13 protein-coding genes and 1 pseudogene are annotated in these 11,519 nt (G+C 68.8%); 7 read left to right on the top strand and 7 right to left on the bottom strand.

All coding sequences use genetic code 11. From position 1 onward, the window contains the following. Positions 1-2 precede the first annotated feature (2 nt). Positions 3-1,136 (bottom strand): integrase, encoded by a 1,134-nt coding sequence (locus OG753_RS04240; RefSeq protein ID WP_405787230.1) that lies wholly within the window; start codon positions 1,134-1,136, stop codon positions 3-5. Positions 1,137-1,337: 201 nt separating this feature from the next. Between OG753_RS04240 and OG753_RS04235 the strand changes: the two genes are divergently transcribed. From OG753_RS04235 to OG753_RS04225, 3 genes and pseudogenes are all read left to right on the top strand, one after another. Continuing rightward, positions 1,338-2,063: a hypothetical protein gene (locus OG753_RS04235; RefSeq protein ID WP_405787228.1), complete on the top strand. Its 726-nt coding sequence runs from the start codon at positions 1,338-1,340 to the stop codon at positions 2,061-2,063. Positions 2,064-2,182: 119 nt separating this feature from the next. Continuing rightward, positions 2,183-4,126: a pentapeptide repeat-containing protein gene (locus OG753_RS04230; RefSeq protein WP_405787227.1), complete on the top strand. Its 1,944-nt coding sequence runs from the start codon at positions 2,183-2,185 to the stop codon at positions 4,124-4,126. A gap of 232 nt (positions 4,127-4,358) precedes the next feature. Beyond that, positions 4,359-4,613 (top strand): annotated as a pseudogene (locus tag OG753_RS04225) (transposase); the annotation flags it as partial. A 75-nt stretch (positions 4,614-4,688) separates the two neighbouring features. Here the strand turns inward: OG753_RS04225 and OG753_RS04220 are convergent. From OG753_RS04220 to OG753_RS04210, 3 genes are all read right to left on the bottom strand, one after another. Beyond that, positions 4,689-5,459, bottom strand: coding sequence for a transposase (locus OG753_RS04220; RefSeq protein ID WP_405787225.1), 771 nt, complete (start codon positions 5,457-5,459; stop codon positions 4,689-4,691). A gap of 224 nt (positions 5,460-5,683) precedes the next feature. Then, positions 5,684-6,157 carry a GNAT family N-acetyltransferase gene (locus OG753_RS04215; RefSeq protein ID WP_405787224.1) on the bottom strand — a complete coding sequence of 158 codons (474 nt, stop codon included), beginning with the start codon at positions 6,155-6,157 and terminating at the stop codon, positions 5,684-5,686. Between the two features lie 53 nt (positions 6,158-6,210). Further along, positions 6,211-7,085, bottom strand: a protein-coding gene (locus OG753_RS04210; RefSeq protein ID WP_405787222.1) for an IS5 family transposase whose coding sequence is annotated in 2 segments (ribosomal slippage) — positions 6,211-6,692 and positions 6,692-7,085 — 876 coding nt in all. Because the reading frame shifts where the segments join, the coding sequence is not laid out codon by codon here. Here OG753_RS04210 and OG753_RS04205 point away from each other — a divergent pair. Next, complete coding sequence (locus tag OG753_RS04205; RefSeq protein WP_405787220.1) at positions 7,064-7,435, top strand: hypothetical protein; 372 nt, start codon at positions 7,064-7,066, stop codon at positions 7,433-7,435. The two genes, OG753_RS04210 and OG753_RS04205, sit on opposite strands and share 22 nt — an antisense overlap. Beyond that, complete coding sequence (locus OG753_RS04200; RefSeq protein ID WP_405787218.1) at positions 7,419-8,354, top strand: pentapeptide repeat-containing protein; 936 nt, start codon at positions 7,419-7,421, stop codon at positions 8,352-8,354. The genes OG753_RS04205 and OG753_RS04200 overlap by 17 nt, the downstream gene beginning before the upstream one ends. 376 nt (positions 8,355-8,730) lie before the next feature. On the opposite strand, the gene OG753_RS04195 is transcribed toward OG753_RS04200, so the two are convergent. Next, positions 8,731-9,180, bottom strand: a complete 450-nt coding sequence (locus OG753_RS04195; RefSeq protein ID WP_405792538.1) for a WD40 repeat domain-containing protein — start codon at positions 9,178-9,180, stop codon at positions 8,731-8,733. Here OG753_RS04195 and OG753_RS04190 point away from each other — a divergent pair. Both OG753_RS04190 and OG753_RS04185 read left to right on the top strand, forming a co-directional pair. Next, complete coding sequence (locus tag OG753_RS04190) at positions 9,104-9,577, top strand: hypothetical protein (protein WP_405792989.1); 474 nt, start codon at positions 9,104-9,106, stop codon at positions 9,575-9,577. The genes OG753_RS04195 and OG753_RS04190 overlap by 77 nt on opposite strands. Before the next feature lie 88 nt (positions 9,578-9,665). After that, positions 9,666-9,953, top strand: coding sequence for a hypothetical protein (locus OG753_RS04185; protein ID WP_405787216.1), 288 nt, complete (start codon positions 9,666-9,668; stop codon positions 9,951-9,953). Between the two features lie 431 nt (positions 9,954-10,384). Here OG753_RS04185 and OG753_RS04180 read toward each other — a convergent pair whose 3' ends face one another. After that, the gene (locus OG753_RS04180; protein ID WP_405787215.1) at positions 10,385-10,822 is read right to left on the bottom strand and encodes a DUF3592 domain-containing protein; all 438 of its coding nucleotides are present in this window, start codon (positions 10,820-10,822) and stop codon (positions 10,385-10,387) included. Positions 10,823-11,275: 453 nt separating this feature from the next. Further along, positions 11,276-11,452, bottom strand: coding sequence for a hypothetical protein (locus OG753_RS04175; RefSeq protein ID WP_405787214.1), 177 nt, complete (start codon positions 11,450-11,452; stop codon positions 11,276-11,278). Positions 11,453-11,519: the final 67 nt, after the last annotated feature.

Genomic DNA, 11,519 nt, shown 5'->3' with positions numbered 1-11,519 from the left:
TGCTACAGGCCGATGCCGTACAGCGGGTTCAGCTCCTCGTCGAATACGGCCGCGCGGTCGTGGTGGCCGGCGAAGGCGCGGGATCCGTCGGCCCATCCGCCGTGGCGGGCGGCTTCGAGGGGGTCCTTCTTCGCGTGACGGGTGGCTTCGGCGTAGCCGCGGCGTAGGGCGTGGCCGGTCCAGCGGGGTGCGCCGTCGGGGAGAACGTCGCCGGGGCGGACGGCCAGGCCGGCGCGGGTGACGATGTCGGCGATGCCCTCGGCGGTCATCCGGCCGGATGGATCCCCGATCCGCTGGCCGTTGCGGAACATCGGCGGGTTGATCCGGCCGTGGCGGTCGATGCGTACGAACATCGGCCCGGTGGGCTGGTGGCCGTGGTCGAGCAGGGCCTGGCGGTAGGCGCGTAGGGCGCGGACCGGGCAGGTGGAGGCGTAGCTGCCGTATGGCACGCCGAGGGGCTGGTCGTTCGCGACCTTGGGCCGGTACAGGTCGAAGAGCAGGCCCTCCTCGTCGGCGGCGTCGACGGCGTCCTCCCAGTCGAGCAGGGCGCCCTCGGAGCTGCGGGCGGCGAGCGCGAACCCGGTGGTGAGGGCGGCGGCGTTGCGGGCGCCGATGACGGTGGTGGTGTCAGTGGCGGCGATCATCTGCCGGAGCACGCGCGGGGTCGCGGCGGCCGCCTTGCGTGTCTTGCCGCGGGGGTCCTTGGCCGTTTTGAGTTCGGCCTCGTAGCCGCGGAGCACGAGCCGGGCGCCGGTCTGGGACGGCTGCGGGAGGCCGGCGGCCTGGTGGGCGACGGCGATGGAGGCCAGGGCGCGGTCGATGGAGGCGGGCTTGTACGGGCGGCCGGTGCGCGGCCGCGGGGTGAGGGTGCACCAGGTGACGTACTCGGTCAGGGTTTCGCCGGTGGCGGGCAGCGGGCGGAGGCTGACGGCCAGGGCCCATTGCTCGAACCTGGCCCAGTCGCCAAGGTAGCCGCGGGCGGTGGCGGCCGGGACGCCCTTGGCCATGGCGGCGAGTGCGGCCTCGGACAGTTGCTGCCGGGCCGCCGGTACGACAGTCGAGGCGCCGCGGAGGGCGGCGGACCCGAACACGGTAGTCGCGGGGGTTCCGGCGTGCTTCTCGACCGCGTGTCCCATGCCTGTCTCCCCGTCATCCGTCGTCCGTCTTCTGGCTCTTGATAGGGCAACTTAACAAGAGCCAGAGAAGGTTCAGGCGTCGTCGTTGCACGGGCCGTACGTCCCCGGCCTCGGGGAGCATGGCCGACGTGGGTAGCGGTGGGGCGTTCAGTTTGTTGAACGGCCCGTACAGGCTGGTGTGGGGCTGGCAGGCTGGGTGGGGTGAAGGGTGACTTGCTGACGAAGTTCCGGCGGGTGCGGCGTGATCTGACCCGTGTGCGCAGGGCTGCCTGGCGTTTGGAGCAGGCGGAGCGGGAGCGAGTATGGGCGCTGAGTGCGGCCCGGGCGGCTGGGCTGTCCGTCCGGGCGACGGCGGAGGCCGCCGGGCTCTCGCCCAGCGGGGTGCATCAGCTCACCAAGGACACTGACCTGGACGCCCTGGACGTCGTCCTGGGTGAACTCCGTACGGCGGGCTGGCCTGCGCCGGAGGACCCGGACGGCAGCGGCGACGAAGAGCTCTCCGGCCGCCCGTGTATTGCTGAGCGGCTGGTGGACGAGGTGGGCTGGATCCGGCAGTGCGCCGACTGGATCGACCACCTGGACCGCGAGTCCTACCCGCCGGCCGCCAACCTCCGCCCCGAGGCCGACTTCCCGGACCGTTCGAACGTGGTGGTGGACTCCGCCCGGGTCTCGGCGATCCTGCGCCAGATCGCCTACGACGTCGACGAACTCGCCCGCGCCCGGAGCGTGGAGGATCTGACCGGTGCCCGCCCCGGTAACGATCCGAGGGCCGAGCGCCGCCGCCGGCTCGCCGAGCCGGACCTGGAGTACGCCGAGTTCACCCGCAGAAAGAACCTGCCGTGGCGCTCCGCCCAGCAGGGCGAGGCGGCCTGGGACGCCTACCAGGCCGAGCGGCACCACCGCGGCGAGACGGATCAGGACCCTTAAACCGCGTACAACCCGTTCCGACCCGGGCCCGCCTGACCCGGAACCACCCGCACTCCCGACGTCCGTCACCCGTCCGGCGACCGCCGGCACGGAGCCTTTCTCGCCTGGAGCATCCCGGCATGAGCACCCCCCTGCCCCCGATACCCCCGGCGGCAGTGCCGTCCTGGCCGTACTGCGCTCACGGCGCCGACCCTGCCACCGATCCCGTCGGCTGCCGCGGTATCCACGTCCCCGGCCACAGAGCCTGTCTCGCACACTTGAACGACGCCGACCGCGCCGCGTACCTGGCGGGCCTGGCACCGGGCGCCGACATCGACCACCGCGGCACCACCTTCACCGATGAACTCCTCGACCGTCTTCTCAACGCCGTCCGCGACCCCACCACCACACGCCCCCGCCTCGGGACCGCCTCGTTCGGTGGGGCTCAGTTCTCCAGCGATGCCGACTTCAGCGGGGCGCTGTTCACCGGCGATGCCGACTTCAGCGAGGCGCTGTTCACCGGCGACGCCGGGTTCGACGAGGCGCTGTTCACCGGCGACGCTAAGTTCATCCGGGCGTGGTTCACCCGGGACGCTGTGTTCGACGAAGTGCAGTTCAGCGGCCACGCCTGGTTCAGCAGGGCGCAGATCAGCGGCTACCCCTGTTTCAACGGGGCGCAGTTCAGCCAAACTGCCAACTTCCCCGAAACGCAGTTCTCCAGCATCGCCCAGTTCAGCAGGGCACAGTTCACCCGGACCGCCTGGTTCAGATTGGCGCGGTTCACCGGCGCCAGCTTCAGCGGGGCACAGTTCTCCAGCGACGCCGAGTTCAGCGGGGCAGAGTTCTCCAGCGACGCCGGGTTCCACAGAGCACAGTTCTCCAGCGACGCTCACTTCGGCAAGGCGCATTTCTCCGGCGATGCCTGGTTCATCGGGACGCAGTTTCCGGAAGCTTCATGGTGGGGCCCGGTGGCGTGTGAGGGAGAGTTGGATCTGTCGGGTGCGGTGTTCGGAGCGCCGGTGACGCTGGAGATCGCGGCGAGCGCGGTGCGCTGTGCGCGGACCCGGTGGGAGTCAACAGCCACGGTGCGGGTGCGGCGGGCCGAGGTGAATCTCGCCTACGCGGTACTCGCGGCCCCGGTCGCGGTCACCGCCCACCCCGCCCCTTTCACCAGCGACAGCGGCGTCTTGGACGAGAGCCTGCTGACGGGCCCCGACCGGGTGCGGGTGACGTCGGTACAGGGAGTGGACGCCGCGCACCTGGTCCTGACCGACACCGATCTGTCCGACTGCCTGTTCTCCGGCGCCTTCCACCTCGACCAGCTCCGCCTGGAGGGCCGCACCACCCTGGCTCCCACCCCCACCGGCCTCCACCGCCGCGGCATAGCCCCGATCCGCTGGACCCGCCGGCGCACCCTGGCCGAGGAGCACCACTGGCGCGCCCAGAGCGCCGGGCAACCCCCCGCACCCGCGGGCGCCCCGTCCGAGCCTCGCCAGTGGCGCAACGGCTCGGACCACGGCGACCCCGCCCGCACCCCCGACCCCGACGATGTCGCCGCCCTCTACCGCCAGCTCCGCAAGGCCTTCGAGGACGGCAAGAACGAACCCGGCGCGGCGGACTTCTACTACGGCGAGTGCGAGATGCGCCGCCACGACCGCACCGGCACCCCCAGAACTGAACGCCACCTGCTGTGGGCGTACTGGGCACTGTCCGGCTACGGCCTGCGCGCCTCCCGCGCTCTGTGCTGGCTCGCCGCCGCCATGCTCACCACGATCCTGCTGCTGATGGCCTTCGGCCTGCCCGCCTCCTCCCCGAAGCAGGAAGCCACCGGCACCGTCCCGGTCGGCGGCGGCACGGTCACCTTCGTCATCGACAAGCAGGACCCGAAGAACCCCGTGAAGGACCGGTTCACCACCAAACGCTTCGATAAAGCCCTCAGCGTCACCCTCAACTCCGTCGTCTTCCGCTCCAGCGGCCAGGACCTCACCACCACCGGTACCTACATCGAGATGACCTCCCGCATCCTCGAACCCGCCCTCCTCGCCCTCGCCGTCCTCGCCATCCGCGGACGCATCAAACGCTGACCGGTTTGACCCGACCCGAGAAGCTATTCAGCAAACTGAACACCCACCCGCTACCCACCGAACCCCTACTCCCCGAGGACGGATCCATGCACGTAAGCAGGACTTTCAGCGCCAGATGGGGACTGCTTCTCCTCGTCGACGAAGTTGCCGAAGAGCTCGATGACCCGGTTCGTCATCGAGGACCGGGCACTACTTCGTGCCTGAACGGTGACTTGCTCATGTCCTCCCGGATCTGAGCACTGCCCGCGAGCTTGCGCATACCTTCAACGTCATAGCCCGCGAGGGACGGGGCACGGAACTGGCGCGGTGGATGACCCGGGCCCTGGCCGACGGACCGAAGCCGATCCAGTCCTTCGCCGCGTTCCTCCAACACGACTGGGACGCGGTCGTCAACGGCCTCAGCCTGCCCTGGAGCTCCGGGGTAGTCGAAGGTCAGGTCACACGTATCAAGCTGATCAAGCGCAGGTCATACGGACGAGCATCCTTCTCCCTGCTACGGACCCTAAAGGGTGTTGCAGAAGGTCCGTCGCGGGCATGCCGGTGTGCTGTCTGGCCTGCTGTTTCACCGTGTCATGGCGAGGTTGTGCATGGTGGCGACGGCCTGGACGGCGTGGTGGAGGCCGTCTCCTTTCTGGCGACAGTCGCGGAGGATCTTCCAGTTCTTCATGCGGGCGAAGGTGTGCTCGACGCGGGCTCGGACCCGCCGGTGTTCGGCGTTGTCCTCTTCCTGGCCGCGCAGGAGGGGACGTCCGGCTCTTCTGCGGTGCGGGACGATCAGGCCGGTGCCGAGGTAGGCGCCGTCCGCGATGACCGTTGCCCCGGCCGCCGCGGCCGGCAGGTCCGACTCCCGCCAGACGTGGGCGTCGGCCTTGTTCCCCGGTGCCGGGCGTGCGCTCGCGACGACCAGGCGGCTGTCCGCGTCGATGATGACCTGCACGTTCGCCGAGAATCGGTAGTTCCTCGACGAAGCGCCAACCGTTCGGTCGCGGACGGGGATGAGGGTTCCGTCCACGATCCACAACCGTTCCACGTCGGCGACGGGCCGCGGCGCCGGTTCCAGCGCCAGCAGTGGCCGCAGGCGCTGGATGACCCGGCAGACAGTAGCCGGGGAGATCCCGAAGAGCGGAGCGAGCTGCCGCATCGTGAGGTTCGTCCGGTAGTACACCGCTACCAGCAGCACTCGGTCCGCCAGCGGCAGGCACCACGGACGGCCACCGCCGGGACCGTTTCCGCCCCGCTCCCGCACCACCTTCACCAGCTTCGCAAACCGCTCGATCCGCAAGCCCGTGAACGTCTCCACCCACACCGGCTCAGCCCTCAACACCCCACCCATACAGGCGAAATACCCCGAACCGAGCCTTCTGCAACACCCTTTAAAGGTTGTTTCACAAGGTGATCGGGTCTCAGGTAGGCGGCTCGCGCCAGCTCGAAGGCGGCTGGTTTGTCCGCTTTCCCGGCCACCGAACGGCATGGCTGAATCGTGTCAAAGCGGACCTGATTCGCGGCCGACGGGGCTTGTGAAACAACCTTTAGGGGGTGTATCGGAAGTGGATCTCATCAGGTGTCGAGCGGAAGTTCCAGCAGTTCCTCTGGAGGCTGGAAACCGGAGCGCCGATACAGAGGGGTGCTGCGCTCTGACGGCCATACGATCAAGCCCTCGAGGCCGGCGCTGCGTGAGTGCTGCTTCAGCGCCTCCAGGAGTGCCGAGCCGGCTCCTTTGTTCCGTTGTGACGGCATGACGAAGAAGTTCGTGACATAGCCGACCGGGTTGTTGTCGCCATAGGGCTCCGGCATCCTCTCCACCAGACAGAGGAAGACGTGTCCGCAGATTTCGCCCTCGGTCTCCGCGACCCAGGCCAACCAGTGGCCATTGCTGAGCCGGGTGCGGATCCACTGCTCGGCCTCTTCCAGGAGGCGAGCAGGAGCTGGCGGTTGCCCTTCGTGGTCCTCCTGCTTGAACGTCCAACGCAGTTCGGCCAAGGTCCGCGAATCGGCGGGCCGGGCCGGACGCACGATGAGGTCTGCCGTCATGGGGACGAGCTTCAGGCCTGTAGCACAGTGAGACAAACCGATTTCCGCGCCGGTCACAGCCACTCGTTGATGGCCGCAACGAGGACGGTCGCCTCATAGCGGACCGCGAGTTTGTCGTATCTCGTGGCCACCGCCCGATTCCTCTTGAGGCGGTTGATGCCGCACTCGACTGCGTGGCGCTCCTTGTAGTCCTCCGAGTCGAACTTCGGCGTTCGGCCGCCGTGTGAGCCGCGCTTCTTGCGGTTGCGGGCCTGGTCAACCTTGTCTGGGATCGTGCAGCGGATGCCACGTCGACGCAGATAGGCGCGGTTCTTGCGGGAAGCGTAGGCCTTGTCGGCCCGTACCCGGCGAGGACGAACGCGCGGTCTGCCCGGCCCCAGCCGCGCGACCCGGATGCGTCCCAGAACGACCTCGAACTGCGGGGAATCGCCGCGCTGCCCGGCCGTGATCACGATCGACATGGGCTTCTGGCCCTGCTCGACAGTGAGGTGCAGCTTGGTGGTCAGGCTGCCGCGCGAGCGTCCGAGCCCGTGGTCGGCCGGTTCGCTGGCGACACCGCCGGGCGGCTCCTTCTGTAGATCCCCCTTTTCCGTGCCCCGGCGGCGTGCTGGTGGGCCCGGCACACCGTGGAGTCGACGTTGATGTCCCAGGTGATCAGGTCCTTCGCGTCCGCGCGGGCCTGAAGTGCGGCGAAGATCCACTGCCACGTGCCATCGCGTTGCCAACGCCGGAACAGGTCGTACACCCTGCCCCACGGCCCGTACTCGGCAGGTACATCCCGCCAGGGGATGCCGGTGCGGACCCGAAACCGTATGCCGTCGATCAGCTGCCGCCGGGCGTCGGACGCTTTGACACCTTCTCCAACTATCCCTGCGGATAACAACCTTGGGTGGATATCGTTAAACAATGACGTGGTGGCAGGCGGCACTGTGGGGCTTGGCGGGCGGTGGAGCGGCCTCCGTGTTCTCCCTGTCCGCCGCCGTCGTTTCGGCGGGATACACCTGGCCCTGGCGTAAGGAAGGCGACCTGGGGCCGCGGCTGTTCGTGGTGGTCGCCGGACTCGTGCTGGGTGCTTTGGTGGCCACCGCCGCACATAGTCAGATCAGTGGGCCGTGGCCCGCCTTCATCTTCGGCATCGGCGCTCCCACCACGATCCGGGGCCTCCTTTCCGGTGTGGAGGTCGAACCATCGCGGCGCCGACGCCGCCCTCAGGCTGCCGCCCCGCCACTGCCGCGAGTCTCCGGGGAGGGGGAGGAGCTCCGTGAAGACGCGCTCTGACGCCTTCCTTGGGCGGCTTGCCATGGCTGCCATCCCTTCCCGTCCCTGGCTGCGCATTCAGGCTTCCAGCTGGTGGACCCGTGTACTTGTGGCGGGCGGTGCTCGATGCCATTCCCTGCACGACGCAAACATGTACCGCTTGGACCTGATCCGCGCGGAAATGCGCGAGGCGGACCTGCGCGGCGCGAGCATGATCAGCTCGGACCTGTCCGACCCCGACCTACGCAACGCGAACCTCTCCGGCGCGGACCTGCACCTCGCGAACCTGAGCCTCGCGGACCTGACCGGCACGAACCTGACTCACGCGAACCTGACTCACGCGGACTTGGCTCACGCGGACCTGACTCACGCGGACTTGGCTCACGCGAACCTGAACGGCGCGAACCTGCTCAACGCGTACATGGCCGGTGCGAACCTGACCGGTGCGAACCTGACCGGCGCGCACCTCCCTCACGCAAAGCTGTCCAACGCGAACCTGTCCGACGCGAACCTGAGCCACGCGGACCTGAGCCACGCGGACCTGATCAGCGCGAACCTGAGCCACGCGGACCTGAGCCACGCGGACCTGATCAGCGCGAACCTGCGCGACGCGAACCTGTCCAACGCGAACCTGTCCAACGCGAACCTGACCAATGCGCACCTGAGCCACGCGCACCTGGCTGACGCGAACCTGGTCGGTGCGAACCTGCGCGCCGCATACCTGGCCGGCGCGGACCTGGTCGGTGCGGACCTGGTCGGTGCGAACCTGGACGGCGCGCACCTGATGGACGTGACGTGGTCGGAGCAGACACGCTGGTCTGATGACGTTACAGCGGTGATGCGGGGTCGGTCCGTGCCGATCGGAGGTGGCCGCTATCGCGTACAGGGTTCCGGGAACAGCGGGGCGGAACTGTCCGTGTCTCCGGTACCGGTGTCCTGACTCGGGCGTGAGTAGTTGACGTACAGGAAATGCCGCGGTCGGCGGGGCGCACACGCTCAGCTCGAACTCTTCCATCGAGTTCGCCAGCGCCCGCTTCGACCGCGCCGCCTCCAGCGCCTTCGCGTCGAGGCGGAAGAACTGCTCCAGCTTCCCGGGTGAAGGAGCAGTACCAGCTGCAAGGCTCACCCCGTGACCGAGACCCGGAGGGACGGGTCCCCTTGCGTTCGCCGGTGGGGATGATCAGCTCGGACTGGATCTGCTCGACGGAATCCCCGAGCACGCGGCGCCGCAGCACGGTGTGGAGCATATTCTCGGTGATATCCGGTGGCCGGCCACCGTGCTTACCCAAGTGCCCGCGCTTCCATGCCTTGGCGTATCAGCCTGATGGGCAGGCGTGCCCATCAGATTGTCCGGACAGGTAGGACGCCCTTTCGTCTGCGGCCAGATCGCGACGAACGGCCTGGCAGATCCTCCGGATCGCTGCATCGGGATCGGGAAGGACCGCGTTCCACAGCCGCACAGTGGTGTCCCCGCTGCCGCTGGCGAGGGTGTGCCCGTCGGGGCTGAACGCAAGCGACGCCACCATGTTGGTATGGCCGGTGAGGGTGGCGCGGGTCTTTCCGGTGTGTACGTCCCACAGTCGAACTGTGAAGTCGTCGCTGCCGGAGGCGACGGTCCGCCCGTCGCGGCTGAAGGCCACGGAATTGACCTTGGCGGTGTGACCAGTCAGGGGAGCCCTTGCCTTGCCGGTGGCGACGTTCCACAGCCGTACTGTCTTGTCGGTGCTGCCGGTGGCGAGAGTGCTCCCGTCGGGGCTGAACGCCAGGGACCGGACGCTGTCGGTGTGGCCGGTCAGTGGGGCCCGGGCTGTTCGGGCGGCGACGTCCCACAGCCACACCGTTTTCTCACTGCCGGCGCTCCAGGAGCAGCAGGCCCGCATCCTCGCCCAGGCCCTGCTGAACGGACCGATCGAGCTCACCGTGGCAGAGCGGACCGAGCTGCAGGCCGTCGCGAATGGCGAGGCGGCCACCGCGGGCAAGTGGGACGCGATCAAGAAGCTGTTCCTGAAAATCCCCGGCTCCGCCCGGGCCGTAAAGGGCAGCCACGACGACTTCGCAAAAGTGGCACAAGGCCCTCGACTGGAAGTGGAAGGCTCCGCTGGTCCTCGCCGGGATCGGCAGCGACCTGTACACCCTCTGGCATATGTTCCAGTAAGACGCTGAGGCGTAACTGAGGGCGCGCCGCACCCCACCGGTGCGGCGCGCCCTCGGCCATCCTCGGACTCACCCCCGGCATGAAAGGCGGTCAGCCATGAACACCTTCACGACCGAACACACCGACGCCACACTGCGGACGCCTTCCTGGTCACTGCCCGTGCCACTCACCGGAGCAACCTGCGCCGTACTCCACTTCGGCGGCGTGTGGACCTGGTGGGCACTGCTCTGGGCCCCGCTACTGGTCGCCACCGTCGTGTGCATTGCCTACGAATGGCGAGCGACGGCACGCACCCATTGGCGCATGGGATTCGGCGCGTGGCTGCTCCTGACCGTCGCGCACCTCGGATGCGTGGCCGCCCTCGCGCTGCTCCTCGGTAAGTAGCGGCACGCGACGGCGCGCCGGGGGGGTGCCGGGGGGAGCGGGTACGCGCCTCGAGCCCCAGAGCCTCATCCGCATCCTGTGCACCGTCGCAGCCACCCACCCGGCGCACCTGCCGGCTGACCAACGCTGGGTACAGCGACGGGAAAGCTTCGGACCCGGATGCGGGTGCTGATCTTCTCGGAGAACACCTTGTCGCGTGGTGGCGCCCTCGCGACCTCGCTGCTGACGAGCAGTAGGAGTGCGAGTCCAGGCGAACCGCGATAAGGACCGAACGCCAGCGCCCGTCAGCTGGGTCAGGTATCCGGGTTTTGGCCGCCCTGGCCGACGGATCAGTGCGCAGCTGGCGGACGGCGACTCAGACAGAGTTCCATTCGTCGCTGGGCAGCGAATGCCATAGGTCAAGCCAGCACGTGCTTGCCCGAAGGCCAGATTCAGAGCAGGCTCAGCGCCGTGACGAGGACGCCGACCAGCCCGAGGACCACCAGAAACAAGAGGGTCAGCACCGTGCGCACGGTGCCCCGGCCCGCTTCGTCGAGGATTGCTCGTTCCGGGCTCGACGGGAGATAACGCAGTCGCACCTTCGCGCCCAGGGGCCGCCGCCGGTCGGTGTCGATGTCCAGCCGGTACTGGCGCCCGTCGGCCGCACGAAAGCCCACGATGGCATGCTGTAGGCCCGCCCGGCCCTGGTCTCCCGGTAGCACGTAAGCATCCAGCACTCTGCCCCCGCCGGCCAGCCCTTCGTTGAACGTCTTGCGGACGAGCAGCCATCGGCTGCAGGTCCGCACCGCGAGTACGACGGAGACCGATATGGCGAGGAGCCCGACAGAACCCAGCAGCAGCCGGTGGCCGCCCTCGCGCAAGAACTCCATGGCGCCCCTCCACGTCGACCTACCGCCGGGCCACCGTCTGTGGCGCTGCCGGACGAAATCTACCGGCTCTTGCTGCCGCCGAGCCCCGGGCAGCGCCACCGACGAACGCGCTGGTGGCGGCCGTTCTGCCAGGCCAAGCGGCACTGGACGGTGGAAGCCGGTTCGTGGAACAGATCGGCTTGGCATTCTTCCTCGGCCGGCCGGTCGCGGACGATCAGGGCGTCGGGGCCGATGGCGGGAAGCGGGTCGCGAGGCCCGCTCAACTGGCGGCCGCGGCTGCTTCGACGCGGCCCGGGTGACGGCCAGGCAGTAGGAGTCGGTGACGCCTCCAAGCCGCCACTCCGCTGAACCCGACACGCTCCGCCGGAACATCAGCCCAGATCGCGTTCTTGAAATGCGCACAGACGATCCGCCGCAGCGCGATCCGGTCGTCCACCGAGAAATGATGTTCCGCTACAGGCCGATGCCGTACAGCGGGTTCAGCTCCTCGTCGAAGGCGGCGGCGCGGTCGTGGTAGCCGGCGAAGGAGGGGGATCCGTCGGACCAGCCGCTGTGGCGGGCGGCCCCGAGGGGGTCCTTCTGGGCGTGGCGGGTGGCCTCGGCGTAGCCGCGGCGCAGGGAGTGGCGCACGGCACGGAGCCTGAAGGGCAACCCGCACCCCCCGTCTCTCCGAGGCCGAGGCCCAGGGCCAAAGGAG

Origin of the sequence: Streptomyces sp. NBC_00029 (assembly GCF_045160505.1) — a bacterium.
Lineage (GTDB): Bacteria > Actinomycetota > Actinomycetes > Streptomycetales > Streptomycetaceae > Streptomyces.
Note: the sequence above shows the minus strand (reverse complement) of the source record. Positions and strands in the feature narration are given on the sequence as shown.